This is a genomic window from Nonomuraea sp. NPDC050783 (assembly GCF_040802095.1).
Classification (GTDB): Bacteria; Actinomycetota; Actinomycetes; order Streptosporangiales; family Streptosporangiaceae; genus Nonomuraea.
Genome location: NZ_JBFAHK010000005.1, coordinates 1 through 15,476, shown reverse-complemented (window position 1 = coordinate 15,476; position 15,476 = coordinate 1). Strand labels below are relative to the sequence as shown.

The following is a 15,476-nucleotide window of genomic DNA, read 5'->3' as shown; positions in this document are numbered from 1 at the left end:
AAGGGGGTCCCATGCGACGCGAGTTCAAGCTCCCCGACGTCGGGGAGGGGCTGACCGAGGCCGAGATCGTCCGCTGGCACGTCCAGCCGGGCGACGAGGTCAAGGTCAACCAGATCGTGGTGGAGATCGAGACCGCCAAGTCGATCGTCGAGCTGCCGATCCCGTGGGACGGCGTGGTCTCCGGCCTGCTGGCCGAGGAGGGCGCGACGGTCGACGTGGGCGTGGCGATCATCGCCGTGGACGTGGCGGAGGAGGGCGCCCCCGACCCCGGCCCGCCGCCGGCGGCGGTGACCGGCGAGGACGCCCCGGCGGACCGGGCCAGGGCGCTGGCCGACGACCTGGTCCCCCGGCCTCCGGCCGAGGGCGCCGTCGAGCCGGGCGCGCACGGCAGCCCGGCGCCGAAGGAGGAGCGCCAGGCGGTCCTGGTCGGCTACGGCGTCAAGACCAGCGCCACCAAGCGCCGCCCCCGCAAGCCCGCCACCGCCGCCGCCACCCCTGACACCACCATCCCCGCCACCCCGGTCGCCAACCCGAGGCGCGTCGAGGTGGACGGCGCCCCGGCCCCCGCCCCTGCGGTGCCGGCCGCGATCTCCGTGCTGGCCAAGCCGCCGGTCAGGAAGCTGGCCAAGGACCTGGGCGTGGACCTGACCACGGTCACCGGCACCGGCCCGCGGGGCTCCATCACCCGGGAGGACGTCCACGCGGCGGCGTCCGCGCCCGAGCAGGCGGCCCCGGCCGCGGCCGGAGCCAGGCGGCAGGAGGCCCGGCAGGAGCTGGAGGAGCGCGTCCCCATCAAGGGCGTACGCAAGATGACGGCCCAGGCGATGGTCTCCAGCGCCTACACGGCCCCCCACGTCACGGAGTTCCTCCAGATCGACGCCACCCGCACGATGGAGGCCGTCCGGCGCCTGCGTGCCCTGCCGGACTTCGCCGACCTCAAGGTGAGCCCGCTGCTGCTGGTGGCCAAGGCCGTCCTGACGGCGGCCCGCCGCCACCCGATGATCAACAGCTCCTGGGACGAGCAGGCCCAGGAGATCGTCGTCAAGCACTACGTCAACCTCGGCATCGCCGCGGCCACCCCCCGGGGCCTGGTGGTGCCCAACATCAAGGACGCCCACACCCTCAGCCTCCCCGACCTGGCGCGGGCCCTGGCCGAGCTGGCGGAGACGGCCCGCGCGGGCCGCACCCAGCCGGCCGAGATGGCGGGCGGCACGATCACGATCACCAACGTCGGCGTGTTCGGCGTGGACACCGGCACCCCCATACTCAACCCGGGCGAGGCAGCCATCCTCGCCTTCGGCCAGGTGAGGGACATGCCGTGGGTGGTGGACGGCGAGCTGGCCGTGCGGAAGGTGACCACCCTGTCGTTGTCGTTCGACCACCGCATCGTGGACGGCGAGCTGGGCTCGCGCTTCCTGCGCGACGTCGGCGACATGCTGGAGGACCCGCTCCGGATCATGGCCTGGAGCTGAGCCGGGCCCTCGGCCGGGCCGACGTGGACGGCGGCGGTCGCCGGGAGGGAACCCCTCTCCCGGCGATCGCCGGTAGGGTCGTGCCATGATCCGCCACATCGTGCTGTTCACCTGGACCGACACCGCCACCGACGAGCAGCGGGCCATGGTGACCGCCGAGCTGCGCAAGCTGCCGGCCGCCATCCCGCAGCTGCGCGCCTACACCGTCGGCCCCGACGCCGGTCTCAACCAGGGCAACCACGACTACGCGGTGGTGGCCGACTTCGACACCGTCGAGGACTACCTGGTCTACCGCGACCACCCGCGGCACCAGGCGGTCGTCGCCGAGCACATCAAGCCGATCGTGGCCGCCCGCGCGGCCGTGCAGCTGGAGATCCAGGAGCAGGCCGGGGCCTAAAGCTCCGGCGGGTGGTTCTCGCGGTGCATCAGGCGGTCATCCGACGTGCGGCCCCTCCGCGGGGCCAGCACGATGCTCAGCACCACGCCCACGCCACCCACGATCATGAAGATCAGCCCGATGACGTCCATGTGCACGCTCTTCCCGAAGACGTCGGGCTCGATCGCGAACCTCAGGATGGCGCCGAGCGTGAGGAAGAAGATGCTGACCCCGACACCCATGACGAGCCTCCAGTAGACGAGCGGGCCTTCGGCAAACGGCGATTACGCCCACGGTCATACCCGGGTATCGGCGGCCACACCCGTGGCGGCGCCGTTCAGGCCAGGCAGGACAGCGGCCGGCCGCCGTTGTAGGTGATCATGTCGAGCAGGGCGGCGGTCAGGTCGATCGGCGCGCCCGGCGGCCGGCCGTCCAGCTCGGCGTAGGCGCGGTGCAGGTTGCCCACGAGGCGCTCGGCGTCCAGCAGCCGGCTCCACTCGCCGAGGTCGCACTGCCGGGCCGCGTCGAGCGGCGACAGCCCCGCCCGCCGGCCGCGTCCGGCGGTCTCCAGCACGAACCGCAGGTAGCCCTCGACCTCGTCGTAGACCTCGGGCCCGCACACCTCGCCGTGCCCCGGGACGATCGTCTCCGCCCCCAGCTCCCTGAGCCGGGCGAGCGCGTCGAGCGCGCCGGTGACCGAGCCCATGAGCACGAACGGGGTGCCGCCGTTGAAGACCAGGTCGCCGCAGAACAGCACCCGCCGCTCCGGGATCCACACGTACGAGTCGTTGGTGGTGTGCGCGGCGTGCCCGACGTGCCGGACCTCGCACCGCAGGTCGTCGGAGTGGACGGTGATCCGGTCGGTGAAGGTGAGGAACGGCGGCGCGAGCTCCAGCGCCCCCCACTCGACCTCGGCCGACCAGGCGGAGCGGTAGGAGGGGACGCCGTCGGCCAGGATCTGCGCGCGCACGCCCTCGTGCCCGACGATCGTCGCCTCCGGGAACAGCCAGTTGCCGAAGGTGTGGTCGCCGTGGTGGTGGGTGTTGATCAGCGTGGTGATCGGCCGCCCGCTGACCTTGCCGATGGCCTCGCGCAGCAGCCGGGTGCGGTGCTCGGTCGAGCAGGCGTCGACGCAGATCACGCCGCGCCGCCCGGCCAGGAACCCGGTGTTGTTGATCCACCAGCTCCCGTCGGGCTGGACGTAGGCGTAGACGCCGTCGGAGACCTCCTCGACGCGCGGCGGCGGCAGGGGGTGGTCGTGCCGGGAGGAGCTCATGCCGCGAAGCTACCCGCCCGCGGGCCCGCTCGCTGTGTCCTCAACGACAGAACGCCCGCACGGAGGCGGGCGTTCTGCGCGGACTGCCGCGGGTGGCAGGAACAGTGGGGGCTCAGCGGCTCAGCGGCTCAGAAAGCCTCCTCCGGGAGCTCCATGAGCTCCTGGCCGGTGGAGTCGAGCACGCGCCGCTCGGCGGCCAGGCGGGGCAGCACGGTCTTGGCGAAGAACGAGGCCGCCGCGACCTTGCCCAGGTAGAACGGGTCCTCGCGGTCGGCCAGCTTCGCCAGCGCCACCTCGGCCTGGCGCAGCAGCAGCCAGCCGATGACCAGGTCGCCGAGCGCCAGCAGCAGGCGGGTGGTGTTGAGCCCGACCTTGTAGACCTCCTCCGGCTTCTCCAGCGAGCCGAGCGCCCAGGTCGCCATCGTGTCGCCCATGGCCTTGACCTCGCCGGCGGCCTCGGCCAGCAGCCCGCGCTCCTCCTTCAGCCGCCCGTTGCCCGCCTCGGAGGCGGCGAAGGCGTTGATCTCGGCCAGCAGCGAGCCGACGGCCGCGCCCTGGTTGCGGAGGATCTTCCGGAAGAACAGGTCCATGCCCTGGATGGCGGTGGTGCCCTCGTACAGGGAGTCGATCTTGGCGTCCCTGATGTACTGCTCGATCGGGTAGTCCTGGAGGTAGCCGGAGCCGCCCAGGGTCTGCAGCGAGCGCGACAGCAGCTCGTACGACCGCTCGGAGCCGACGCCCTTGACCAGCGGCAGCAGCAGCTCGTTCATGGCGTACGCGTGCCGGTCGTCCGGGTCGATCATGACGGCGTCCTGGAAGGTGGCCGTGTAGAGGACCAGGGCGCGCATGCCCTCGGCGTACGCCTTCTGCAGCATCAGCTCGCGGCGTACGTCCGGGTGGTGGGAGATGGTGACGCGCGGGGCGGCCTTGTCGGTCATCTTGGTCAGGTCCGCGCCCTGGACGCGGGACCTGGCGTACTCGAGGGCGTTGAGGTAGCCGGTCGAGAGCGTGGCGATGGCCTTGGTGCCGACCATCATGCGGGCGTGCTCGATGACCATGAACATCTGCTTGATGCCCTCGTGCACCTCGCCGACCAGCCAGCCGACCGCCGGGTGCCGCTCGCCGAAGGTCAGCTCGCAGGTCGTGGAGACCTTCAGGCCCATCTTCTTCTCGACGTTGGTGACGTAGACGCCGTTGCGCTCGCCGAGCTCGCCGGTCTCCAGGTCCACATGGAACTTCGGCACCAGGAACATCGACAGGCCCTTGGTGCCGGGGCCGTGGCCCTCGGGGCGGGCCAGCACGAGGTGGAAGATGTTCTCGGCCATGTCGTGCTCGGCGCTGGTGATGAAGCGCTTGACGCCCTCGATGTGCCAGCTCCCGTCGGGCTGCCGTACGGCCCTGGTGCGGCCGGCGCCCACGTCGGAGCCGGCGTCCGGCTCGGTCAGCACCATGGTGGCGCCCCAGTTGCGCTCGATGGCCAGCTCGGCGAAGCGCTTCTGCTCGGGGGTGCCGAGCTTCCACAGGGTGTAGGAGAAGTTCGGGCCGGCGGCGTACATGTAGAGCGCGGGGTTGGCGCCGAGCACCATCTCGGCGGTCGCCCAGGCGAGGCTGCGGGGGATGCCGGGGCCGCCCAGGTCGGTCGGCAGGTCCAGGTGCGCCCAGCCGCCGTCCACCAGCGCCTTGAACGACTTCTTGACGCCTTCGGGGATGGTGACCGTGCCCGTGGCGGGGTCGAAGACCGGCGGCTTCCTGTCGCCCTCCTCGAAGGAGTCGGCGAGCACGCCCGTGGCCAGCCTGTTGACCTCCGCCAGGATGCTGCGCGCGACGTCCTCGTCCACCTCGGCGAAGGGCCCTGTGCCGAGTATCTCGCGTCGCCCGAAGACCTCGAAGAGGTTGAATTCCAGGTCACGCACGTTGCTCTTGTAGTGGCCCATGGGCGTCGATCTCCTTGAACCGAGGAAGGGGTGTACTGGTGAGTAACCTTACTCTGGAATGCTACCCGCGGGTAACCCCCGCCATGCATGGCATGCTCGTCTCCATGGACGCCGAAGAACTCGCCGCCCGGTGGCGGGAGCGACTGGAATCCTGGGCCATCCCCGAGGAGATCCTGGCCAAGGCCCCCGTCGATCCGTGGGGCCATTCGCCGGAGCGGTTCGGGGCGCGCACCGACCGCGCGCTCGCCGACCGCGACGACGGGCCCACCATGACCCGGCTGGCCGAGGCACTGCCCGACCGGGGCACGCTCCTCGACGTGGGATCCGGCGCCGGCGCGTCCTCGCTGCCGCTGCGCGAGCGCATCGGCCACCTGTACGCGGTGGACCCCTCGGCCGCGATGCTGGAAGGGCTCACGCTCAGGGCGGATAAACTCGGGGTGCCGGTCACGACCGTCCACGGCCGCTGGCCCGACGTGTCCGACCGGGTCCCGACGGCCGACGTCGCCGTGGCGGCCCACGTCGTCTACAACGTGCCCGACCTGGCCGCCTTCCTGCGGGCGCTGGACGCGCGCACGCGCGGGCGGGTGGTGCTGGAGCTGCCGCACCGCCATCCGATGAGCTGGATGACCCCGCTCTGGCAGCACTTCCACGGCATCGACCGGCCGGTGCGGCCGATCGCCGAGGACTGCGTGGCGCTGGCGGCGGCGCTCGGCTTCGCGGTGCGGGTGGAGGAGCGCGAGGCGCCCCTGGAACGTTTCGACACGCTGGAGGAGCTGGCGGCCAACGCCTGCCGGCGGGCGTGCCTGGATCCGTCCAGGGTGGACGAGGTGGCGGCCACGGCAGCCGAGCTCGGCATGTGGCCGTTGCCGCGCGACCGGTGGGTCACGATCTGGTGGGACTGAAACCGGCTTGACGTCTTCGGTGGTGTCGGGGTTGGGTATCCCCGTGATCGAGATCCACGCCGTCACCGTCGACGCGGCCGACCCGTACGAGATCGCCTCCTGGTGGAGCCGGGCCACCGGCCTTCCCCTGGGCGAGGACGACCACCCGGGCGACGAGGAGGTCATGCTGCGTACGGAGCAGGGCCCCTACCTGTTGTTCATCCGCGTCCCCGAGGGCAAGACGGCCAAGAACCGCCTGCACTTCGACGTCAACGGCGTCGACGGCCGCACCAGGGACGAGGAGGTCGAGCGGCTCGTCGGGCTGGGCGCGACCATCGACGCCGATCGGCGGCGTCCGGACGGCACCGGATGGGTGACGATGCTCGACCCCGAGGGCAACGAGTTCTGCGTGTGCCGCAGCCAGGCCGAGCGGGAGGCTTCCTGAGGGACGTGCGGGGGGTCACCGGGCCGAGCGCGCCCGGCCCTGCATCGTGAGCGTCAGGATGCCGGCGATCAGGTAGACCAGCGCGCCGTGCCACAACGCCTGCGCGGCCGAGCCGAACACCCCCTCGCCGTCCAGGACGAGCTGCACCGGGTAGTCCAGCACCGCTGTGATGCCCGCGGGCAGCAGCGCGAACTTCCACGGGTGGCGCAGCGACCACAGGCGTGCCTGGCGGGTGACCCGGTCGCCCTCGTTCGGCTTGGCCACCGCCCCGAGCGCGGCGATCAGGGTGAACAGGCTGATGCCGAGCCCGAGAGCCCATACCAGGTCGACGTGGTCGGTGAGCCAGCCCGTGCCGAGGGCGGCCACGGTCATGGCGCCGCCGCCGACGGCCGCGGCCTTCCAAGGGGCGCCCCGCAGCGCGGCGCCCGAAAGCGATACCTCATCGCGTCGACTGATCTCGTTCATGGATCCATCGTCCCTTCCGGCGCCCCCCGGGGGCATCGGGGACGGACCCTGAGCCGTCCCTGACATGATGCGGTCATGCGACAAGACGTGACCTTCCGCATCGCGCGCGCGGACGACGTGCCCGCGATCGTCGCCATGCTGGCCGACGACCCCCTCGGCGCGCGGCGCGAGGGCGACCCCGGCGACCCGCGCTACCTGGCGGCCTTCGAGCGCATCGACGCCGACCCGTACGACGAGCTCGTCGTGGCCGAGCTGGACGGCAAGGTGGTGGGCACGATGCAGCTCACCTACCTGGCCGGGCTGTCCCGGCTGGGGGCCGAGCGCTGCCAGATCGAGGCCGTACGCGTGCACGCCTCGGCCCGGGGGCACGGGATCGGCCGCCGGATGATCGGCTGGGCCGTGGACCGCGCGCGCGAGCGCGGCTGCGCCATGGTGCAGCTCACCTCCGACAAGACCCGCACCGACGCGCACCGCTTCTACGACTCGCTCGGCTTCGCCGCCTCCCACGAGGGCTTCAAGCTCGCGCTGGGCTGAGCGCCCTCACGCCCCGACGGAGACCGGGCTCACCTCGACCAGGTTGTCGTGGAAGCCCGGCCCCATCCCCATGTCGGCGTCCCGCTCGGCGACGACCGCGTTGGCGTTCGAGCCGCCGGGGCTGAGCTTCGGCCAGCGGCCCTTGGGCGAGGCCACGACCCCGGCCGCCACCCGGTCGCTGATCTCCACGTCGGCCAGGAACTCGCCGCCGTCGTTGTGGACGCGTACCCGCTGGCCGTCGGCCAGCCCGCGCGCCGCCGCGTCGGCCGGGTTGACCAGCACCACCGGGTCCTTGGCGCGCCGCCGCAGCTCGGCGTTGTTGCCGAAGGTGGTGTTCAAGGAGGTGTGCGCGGCCGGCGTGATCAGCGTCAGCTTGTACGGCGAGCCCTCCGCCGCCGCCAGCGTCGCGTGCGAGGGCGTGTACGCCTGCCCGGCCCGCGGGAAACGCATCCTGCCGGACCGGGTCGGGAACCCGTCGGCGAAGGGCGCGAACGGCTTGGGATAGTTCATCCGCACCCAGCCCTCCTTGCGCAGCCGGTCGAGCGTGACACCCTCCAGCGACGGGTGCCCGCTGGACAGCAGTTGCTCGGCCAGCTCCAGGTCCGAGTCGTACAGGGACGGCTCGGTCAGCCCCATGTGCCGGGCCAGCCGCCGGAACGTCTCGGTCGTGGACAGGCACTCGCCCGGCGGCTCGACGGCGGCCTCGTTCCACAGCAGGTACAGGTGCCCGTACCCGGCGTGCAGGTCGTGGTGCTCGGTCTGCATGGTGGCCGGCAGCACGATGTCGGCGTAGTCCACGGTGTCGGTCGGGAACTGCTCCATGACCACCGTGAACAGGTCCTCGCGGGCGAGCTGCCGCCGGATCGTGTTGGCGTCGGGCGTGGAGCCGAGCGGGTTGGCCGCGTACACCCACAGGCACTTCACGTCGTCGAGCTGCGAGGCCAGCTTGGTCATGACCAGCGTCCGCACCGGCTTGGCCAGCAGGTCGTCGCGGGTGTCGATGGCGAGCCGGACGTGGCCGCTGGTCGAGTACGCCACACCGCCGCCCGGGTGCCGCCAGTCGCCGGTGACCGCGGGGATCGCGCCGATCGTGCGCATGGCGGTGCCGCCGCCCGCGTGCCGCTGGATGCCCATCGTGGCCCGGATGGCGGTCGGCCGCGTGTGCGCCAGCCTCGTCCCCAGCCTGTGGATGTCGGCCGCCGGGATGCCGGTGATCTCGCTCACCTTCTCCACCGGATGGGCCAGGATCTCCTCGCGGAACTCCGCCCAGCCCTCGGTGTGCGCGGCCAGGTACTCCTCGTCCTGGGCCCCCTCGGCGAGCACCACGTTGAGCAGGCCGAGCGCGAGCGCCGCGTCCGTGCCCGGCCGGATGGGCAGGTACTCGTCGGCCTGGTCGGCGGTCCTGGTGCGGATCGGGTCGATGGCCACCACGTGGGCGCCGGCCGCGCGGGCGTCCTGGATGAACTTCCACAGGTGGTGGCCGCTGGTCAGCGTGTTGGTGCCCCAGAGCAGGATCAGCTTGGAGAGGGCGAAGTTCTCCGGGTCCATGCCGCCCGCGGTGCCGTTCGCCCGGAACAGCCCGCTGTTGCCGGCCGCCGAGCAGATGTTGAGCCAGTGCTTGGACGCGCCCAGCACGTTCCAGAACCGCCGGCCCGCCACGCCCTCGCAGCCCTGGAGGTAGCCGAGCGTGCCGGTGCCGAGGTAGGGCCAGATGGCCTCGCCGCCGTGCTCGTCGACGATGGCGCGCAGCCGGGTCGCGATCTCCTCCAGCGCCTCGTCCCACGTGATCCGCTCGAACCGCCCCGACCCCTTCGGGCCGACCCTGCGCATGGGGTACAGGATGCGGTCGGGCGCCTGCGTGTGCTCCAGGTAACGATTGACCTTCACGCACAACGCGCCCCTGGTGTAGGGCTGGTCCGGGTTGCCGCGCAGCTTGACGGCCTTGCCGCCGTCCACCGTGACGACCCAGGAGCAGGTGTCCGGGCAGTCCAGCGGACACGCCCCCAGAACCCTCAATTCACCCGACATAGGACACAGCTTATGTCGAGCGATGTGAGATGAACCGCTGGAGCCCCACCGTGTAGCCTGCCTGCGCGGACGTCACGCGGCAGCCCGGCGACCGCGGCACGAAACGGGGACACTGGACACCGGAAAGCGTACGTCCGGCCGGGAAGGTGCAGAATCACTGACGGTGGCCGAAATCAGGGAACGAGATGACACGGCGAGCCCCACGGAGGGGGATCCAGCCGTGGGCGAGCCGCGCGCCGGCACCGACGCCCCCACCGACGTCTACGTCGTCGAGCCCCTGCTGCCCCAGCGCCTGCGCCGCCCCTCCGACCTGCTGCGCTTCTTCGTCACGCTCGCGGTGCTGGCCGCGGTCGTCCTGCTCGCCCTGGTCGCCAAGCAGACGCTCATCGGCCTGGAGCAGGACGTCAAGCAGGGCGCCGAGCTCGTCCCGCTGCTGAGCCGCATCGCCGCCTTCCTCGGCGGTGCCGCCGTGCTCGTCGTGCCCGCCGCGTTCGCCGTCGAGCGGGTCTTCCACCGCGACGGCCTGCGGGTCGCCGAAGGGCTCATCGCCGCCATCGTGGGCATGGCCGGCTCGTTCCTGATCGGCCAGTGGCTCGTCGGCGGCAACGCCGAGGACCTGCGCGTGCTGCTCACCGGCAACCGCGACATCGAGCCGCTGAGCACCCTGCTCACCTCGGTCGTCGCCTACGCCACCGCGGTCCGCATCTCCCGCCGCCCCACCTGGCGGATGCTGATGTGGGCCACGATCGCCCTCTACATCCTCGCCTTCTTCTCCGGCCGCCAGATCACGCTGCCCAGCGCCATCGTCACCGTCCTGGTCGGCATGGCCATCGGCTACGCCACCCTCTACGGCGTCGGCAGCCCCAACACCAGGCCGCCGGGCAACGCCGTGGTGGCCGCGCTGCGCAAGCTGTCGTTCCAGGTCGTCTCCGCCCGCCGCATCGAGGACGACCACCAGGGCAGCCGCCGCTACGCCGTCGGGCTCAAGGACGGCACCAGCCTCGACGTCACCGTCCTCGACCGCGACCGGCAGGTGGCCGGGCTGCCCTACCGGCTGTGGCGGCGCATCCGGCTCAATTCCGAGACCCGCCGCCGCGCCATCCGCTCCCTGCGCGCCGAGCTGGAGCGCGAGGCGCTCATGGCGTACGCCGCCCAGGCCGCCGGCGCCGGCACCCCGCGGCTGCTCGGCACCAGCGAGATCGGCACCGAGGCCGCGCTGCTCGCCTACGAGCACCTGGAGACCCGCCCCCTCGACGAGGTGCCCGACGAGGAGATCGACGACGCCCTGCTGCACCAGATCTGGGAGCAGGTCGAGCTGCTCCAGATCCAGCGCCTGGCCCACCGCCGCCTCACCGGCGACGGCATCCACCTCGACCGGGCCGGCCGGGTCGTGCTCACCGACGCGCGCAGCGGCGAGATCGCCGCCGGCGACCTGCTGCTGCGCATCGACGTCGCCCAGCTCCTCACCTACCTCGCGCTGCGCGTCGGCCCCGAGCGCTCGGTCCGCGCCGCGGCCGCCGTGATGGGCTCCGACGTGCTGGCCGCCGCCATGCCGCTGCTCCAGCGCATCGCGCTCACCAGGGAGACCCGCTCGGCCCTGGGCAAGGCCAAGCACGTGCTGCCCGGCATCCGCGAGCAGATCGTCGCGCTCAAGCCGCAGAGCAAGGTCGAGGAGGTGCGCCTCGAACGGTTCCGCCCGCGCACCCTCGTCACCATCATCGCCAGCGCGATCGCCGCGTACTTCCTGCTCTCCCAGCTCAGCCAGGTCAACCTCTACCAGGTGGTCACCACGGCCAACTGGGCCTGGTCGGGCCTGGCGCTGCTGGCCTCGTTCGTGAGCTTCGTGGCCGCCGCGCTCATGCTGCGCGGGTTCGTGCCCGAGCCGCTGCCGCTGTGGCGGACCGTGCTGGTGCAGTTCGCGTCCTCGTTCGTCAAGCTCGTCGCGCCCGCCGCCGTCGGCGGGGTCGCGATCAACACCCGCTACCTGCAGAAGCGCGGCATCGCCCCGGCCAGCGCGGTGGCCAGCGTGGGCGCCTCGCAGCTCATCATGCTGGTCTTCCACATCGCGCTGCTGCTGCTGTTCGCCTACATCACCGGCTCCAACACCGCCACCTCCTTCACCCCCTCGCGGGGCCTGGTGCTGGTGCTGCTGGCGCTGGCGGTGCTCGTCGTGGTGGTGCTCGGGGTGCCGCCGCTGCGCAGGCTGATCACCGCGCGGATGCGCCGGCTGTTCGGCAACGTGCTGCCGCGCCTGCTCGACGTGCTCCAGTCGCCGCGCAAGATGATCGAGGCGTGCGCCGGCACCCTCATGATCACCATCACGTTCGTGACGTGCCTGGACGCCTGCGTGTCGGCGTTCGGCGGCAGCCTCAGCTTCACCGCCGTCGCCGTCGTCTACCTCACGGCCAACGCGATCGGCTCGGCCGCGCCCACCCCGGGCGGGCTGGGCGCGGTCGAGGGCGCGCTGGCGCTGGGCCTGACCGTGGCCGGGCTGCCGGCCGAGCTGGCGACCTCGGCCGTGCTGCTGCACCGGCTGCTCACGTTCTGGCTGCCGGTGCTGCCGGGCTGGGCCGCCTTCACCTACCTCCAGCGGCACGAGGCCCTGTGAGCGGAGCGAACCATCAGAGGCGGCAGCTCCATCAGAGGCGGCAGCTCCATCACCGGGCCGACGAAGCCGGGCCGGTGATCTTGTCGATGGCCTCCAGCTCGTCCTCGGTGAAGGCGGGGCCGTCCACGCAGGAGACGTTGTCCTCGAGCTGCCGCACGCTGCTCGCGCCGATCAGCACGCTCGTCACCCGCGGATCCCGCAGCGTCCACGACAGCGCCATCTGGGCCAGCGTCTGGCCCCGCCCCCGCGCGATCTCGCCGAGGTCGCGCGCCAGCTCCCTGTCGATCCGGTCGGCGCTGAGGAACCGGCTGGTGGCCGCCCGCGAGTCCGCCGGCACGCCCTTCAGGTAGCGGTCGGTCAGCAGGCCCTGCGCCAGCGGCGAGTACACGATGCACCCCATGCCCGCCTCCTCCAGCGTGTCCAGCAGCCCGTCCTCGATCCACCGGTTGATCATCGAGTACGACGGCTGGTGGATGAGCAGCGGCGTGCCCAGCTCGCGCATGATCCGCGCCGCCTGCGCGGTCTGCTCGGCCGAGTAGTTGGAGATGCCCGCGTACAGCGCCTTGCCCGAGCGCACCGCCCGGTCCAGCGCCCCCATGGTCTCCTCCAGTGGCGTGTCCGGATCGGGCCGGTGGCTGTAGAAGATGTCCACGTGGTCCAGGCCCATGCGGGCGAGCGACTGGTCGAGGCTGGCCAGCAGGTACTTGCGCGAGCCCCACTCGCCGTACGGGCCGGGCCACATGTCGTACCCGGCCTTGGTGGAGATGACCAGCTCGTCCCGGTACGGGGCGAAGTCCTCGTGGAAGATCCGGCCGAAGGTGCGCTCCGCCGAGCCGTACGGCACGCCGTAGTTGTTGGCCAGGTCGAAGTGCGTCACCCCCAGGTCGAACGCCCGGCGCAGGATCGCCCGCGAGTTCTCCACCGGCCGGTCGTCGCCGAAGTTGTGCCACAGCCCCAGCGACACCGCGGGCAGCCTCAGCCCGCTGCGCCCGCTGCGGTTGTACGGCTGGCGCTCGTAACGCCGCCCGTCGGCCCGGTAGGTCACGCCGTGCCCCTCTCGATGCCCCTCTCGATGACCCAGGAGAGCGCGAACGCCTCCTCGCGCCAGGCGTCGTAACGCCCGCTGCGCCCGCCGTGCCCGGCCCCCATCTCCGTCTTGAGCAGGAAGGGCCCGCCCTGCGCGGTCGCCCGCAGCCGGGCGATCCACTTGGCCGGCTCGTGGTACAGGACGCGGGTGTCGTTCAGGCTGGTGATCGCCAGGATCGGCGGGTACGGCCGGCCGTCCACGTTCTCGTACGGCGTGTAGCTCTTCATGTAGGCGTACACGTCGGGGTCGTGCAGGGGGTCGCCCCACTCGTCCCACTCGATGACGGTCAGCGGCAGCGACGGGTCGAGGATCGTGTTGAGCGCGTCCACGAACGGCACCTCGGCCACCACGCCCGCGAACTCCTCCGGCGCCAGGTTCGTCACCGCGCCCATGAGCAGGCCGCCCGCCGAGCCGCCGCGCGCGATGATCCGCTCGCTCCAGCCGGACGCCTTCAGGTGCCTGGCCGCCGCCACGAAGTCGGTGAACGTGTTGCGCTTCCTGGTCAGCTTGCCGTCCTCGTACCAGTGGCGGCCCATCTCGCCGCCGCCCCTGACATGCGCGATCGCGAAGACGAACCCGCGGTCGAGCAGCGACAGCCGCGGCACCGAGAAGCCCGGGTCGATGGAGGTCTCGTAGCTGCCGTAGCCGTAGAGCAGGGTCGGCGCGGGCCTGGCCGCGTCCTTGCGCTTGACGATCGAGATCGGGACGCGCGTGCCGTCCTCGGCCGTCGCCCACTCGCGGAACTGCTCGTAGTGCGCCGGGTCGTAGCCGCCCAGCACCGGGCGCTGCTTGAGCAGGATCAGCTCGTGGGAGTCCAGCTCGTAGTCGTACACGCTGGGCGGGGTGACCATGCTCGTGTACGCCAGCCGCAGCCGGGTCGTGGTGAACTCGGGGTTGCCGGCGGGGCCGACGTCGTACAAGGGCTCGGGGAAGTCGATCTCGTACGCGTTCCGCTCGGCCGCCTCGGCGCGCTCCCGCCACCCGTCGGCCGCCGTGCCGGGGTACGGCAGCACGCGCAGCCCGGTCAGCCCGTCGCGGCGGAAGTGCACCACCGCGTGGTCGGAGAAGGCGTCGACCTCCAGCAGCCGGGTGTCCGCGCGGTGGGGGATCAGCGGCGTCCACGTGCCCGGGGCGTCGAGCGGGGCGGTGGCCAGCTCGAAGTTCTCGGCGTTCTCGTTGTGCAGGACGTAGAAGAAGTCGCCGGCGTGCTCGACGCTGTACTCCACGCCCGTCGTGCGGGGGCGGACGAGCCGGAACTCGCCCGACGGGTCGGCCGCGTCGAGGACGCGGACCTCACTGGTGATCTTGCTGCCCGCCGCGAGCACCAGGTACTTCTCGCTGCGGGTCAGGCCGATGCCCACCCAGTAACGCTCGTCGCTCTCCTCGTACACCAGGACGTCCTCCTGCGTGCCGAGGGTGTGGCGGTAGACCTGGTAGGGGCGCCAGGCGTCGTCCACGCGCGTGTAGAAGAACGCCGATCCGTCGGCCGACCAGGCGCCGCCGTAGAAGATGTCGGCGATCTCGTCGGGCAGCAGCTCGCCCGTCTCCAGGTTCTTGAAGCGCAGGGTGAAGCGCTCGTCGCCCTTGAAGTCGGTGGAGAAGGCGAGCATCGTGCCGTCGGGGGTGACCGAGCTGGTGCCCACCGAGAAGAACGGGCTGTCGCCCGCCAGCTCGTTGCCGTCGAGGATCACCTGCTCGTGGTCCAGGCGCTCGCCCGGGGTGATGCGCGGGGGCGCGTCGCTGTCAGCGGGGACGCGGCAGGAGACGGCGTACTGCTTGCCCTCCTCGGTGCGGCTGAAGTACCACCAGGCGCCCTTGCGGCTCGGCACCGACAGGTCGGTCTCCTGGGTGCGGCCCTTGATCTCCTGGAACACCTGTTCCTGGAGGTCGGCCAGGTGGGCGGTCTGCTGTTTGAGGAACTCGTTCTCCGCCTCCAGGTAGGCCTTGGTGTCGGGGTCGTCCTTGTTGGCCAGCCAGGCGTACTCGTCGATGACGGTGTCGCCGTGGTGGGTGCGCTCCGTGGGGATCTTCTTCGCCACTGGCGGCGGGTAACTGCTCACGTGGGGAGTCTATGGTCCGGTCGTGATCGTTCCGTGTCCGGAGAACAACACGAAGCGGCACGAGCGGTCGGAGGCGCTGCTAATCTTTAGGAGCCGACGAGATGCGGCACAACCCTCCTCCTTCACTCCGGTGACTTCGGTGTGCGTTGTGCTGCTGTTCGCCGGTAATCCCTTGGGACTCGCCGGTCCGGAGATCGATTCGCTAGACGGTCTGTGGGCTGGTAAGTTAGAGGGGTTGCCCCGGAAACGGGGTGTGGATTAATTCCAGCAGGTCGTACCGGCCCGGTCAATTTGACAGGAAACGGAACGG

13 protein-coding genes are annotated in these 15,476 nt (G+C 71.6%); 6 read left to right on the top strand and 7 right to left on the bottom strand.

Annotated features, from left to right (window positions below; genetic code table 11):
* Nucleotides 1–11 precede the first annotated feature (11 nt).
* Both AB0H75_RS14655 and AB0H75_RS14650 read left to right on the top strand, forming a co-directional pair.
* A complete protein-coding gene (locus AB0H75_RS14655; RefSeq protein ID WP_367796068.1) occupies nt 12–1,472 on the top strand; it encodes a dihydrolipoamide acetyltransferase family protein in 1,461 nt (486 codons plus the stop codon).
* Nucleotides 1,473–1,557: 85 nt separating this feature from the next.
* Entirely contained in the window at nt 1,558–1,869 is a 312-nt protein-coding gene (locus AB0H75_RS14650) for a Dabb family protein (protein ID WP_367796066.1), read from the top strand.
* On the opposite strand, the gene AB0H75_RS14645 is transcribed toward AB0H75_RS14650, so the two are convergent.
* The 3 genes from AB0H75_RS14645 to AB0H75_RS14635 form a co-directional block, all read right to left on the bottom strand.
* Nucleotides 1,866–2,090 carry a hypothetical protein gene (locus AB0H75_RS14645; protein ID WP_367796064.1) on the bottom strand — a complete coding sequence of 75 codons (225 nt, stop codon included), beginning with the start codon at nt 2,088–2,090 and terminating at the stop codon, nt 1,866–1,868. The genes AB0H75_RS14650 and AB0H75_RS14645 overlap by 4 nt on opposite strands.
* Nucleotides 2,091–2,185: 95 nt before the next feature.
* Nucleotides 2,186–3,124: an MBL fold metallo-hydrolase gene (locus AB0H75_RS14640; protein WP_367796061.1), complete on the bottom strand. Its 939-nt coding sequence runs from the start codon at nt 3,122–3,124 to the stop codon at nt 2,186–2,188.
* A gap of 128 nt (nt 3,125–3,252) precedes the next feature.
* Nucleotides 3,253–5,058, bottom strand: coding sequence for an acyl-CoA dehydrogenase (locus tag AB0H75_RS14635; protein ID WP_367796058.1), 1,806 nt, complete (start codon nt 5,056–5,058; stop codon nt 3,253–3,255).
* Nucleotides 5,059–5,162: 104 nt separating this feature from the next.
* Here AB0H75_RS14635 and AB0H75_RS14630 point away from each other — a divergent pair, with 104 nt between their 5' ends.
* Together AB0H75_RS14630 and AB0H75_RS14625 are read left to right on the top strand one after the other, a co-directional pair.
* Complete coding sequence (locus AB0H75_RS14630; RefSeq protein WP_367796055.1) at nt 5,163–5,960, top strand: methyltransferase domain-containing protein; 798 nt, start codon at nt 5,163–5,165, stop codon at nt 5,958–5,960.
* Nucleotides 5,961–6,003: 43 nt separating this feature from the next.
* The gene (locus tag AB0H75_RS14625; RefSeq protein WP_367796052.1) at nt 6,004–6,384 is read left to right on the top strand and encodes a VOC family protein; all 381 of its coding nucleotides are present in this window, start codon (nt 6,004–6,006) and stop codon (nt 6,382–6,384) included.
* A gap of 15 nt (nt 6,385–6,399) precedes the next feature.
* Here AB0H75_RS14625 and AB0H75_RS14620 read toward each other — a convergent pair whose 3' ends face one another.
* Complete coding sequence (locus AB0H75_RS14620; protein ID WP_367796050.1) at nt 6,400–6,849, bottom strand: hypothetical protein; 450 nt, start codon at nt 6,847–6,849, stop codon at nt 6,400–6,402.
* Between the two features lie 75 nt (nt 6,850–6,924).
* On the opposite strand from AB0H75_RS14620, the gene AB0H75_RS14615 reads away from it, so the two are divergent.
* The gene (locus AB0H75_RS14615) at nt 6,925–7,383 is read left to right on the top strand and encodes an N-acetyltransferase family protein (RefSeq protein WP_367796048.1); all 459 of its coding nucleotides are present in this window, start codon (nt 6,925–6,927) and stop codon (nt 7,381–7,383) included.
* A 6-nt stretch (nt 7,384–7,389) separates the two neighbouring features.
* On the opposite strand, the gene AB0H75_RS14610 is transcribed toward AB0H75_RS14615, so the two are convergent.
* On the bottom strand, nt 7,390–9,411 hold the full coding sequence (locus AB0H75_RS14610) for a molybdopterin-dependent oxidoreductase (RefSeq protein ID WP_367796045.1): 2,022 nt from the start codon (nt 9,409–9,411) through the stop codon (nt 7,390–7,392).
* A gap of 220 nt (nt 9,412–9,631) precedes the next feature.
* Between AB0H75_RS14610 and AB0H75_RS14605 the strand changes: the two genes are divergently transcribed.
* Entirely contained in the window at nt 9,632–12,019 is a 2,388-nt protein-coding gene (locus AB0H75_RS14605) for a YbhN family protein (RefSeq protein WP_367796043.1), read from the top strand.
* Between the two features lie 49 nt (nt 12,020–12,068).
* On the opposite strand, the gene mgrA is transcribed toward AB0H75_RS14605, so the two are convergent.
* A complete protein-coding gene (gene mgrA / locus AB0H75_RS14600) occupies nt 12,069–13,064 on the bottom strand; it encodes an L-glyceraldehyde 3-phosphate reductase (protein ID WP_367796041.1) in 996 nt (331 codons plus the stop codon).
* Complete coding sequence (locus AB0H75_RS14595; RefSeq protein ID WP_367796038.1) at nt 13,061–15,166, bottom strand: S9 family peptidase; 2,106 nt, start codon at nt 15,164–15,166, stop codon at nt 13,061–13,063. Before AB0H75_RS14595 ends, mgrA begins: the two co-directional genes overlap by 4 nt.
* Nucleotides 15,167–15,476 lie beyond the last annotated feature (310 nt).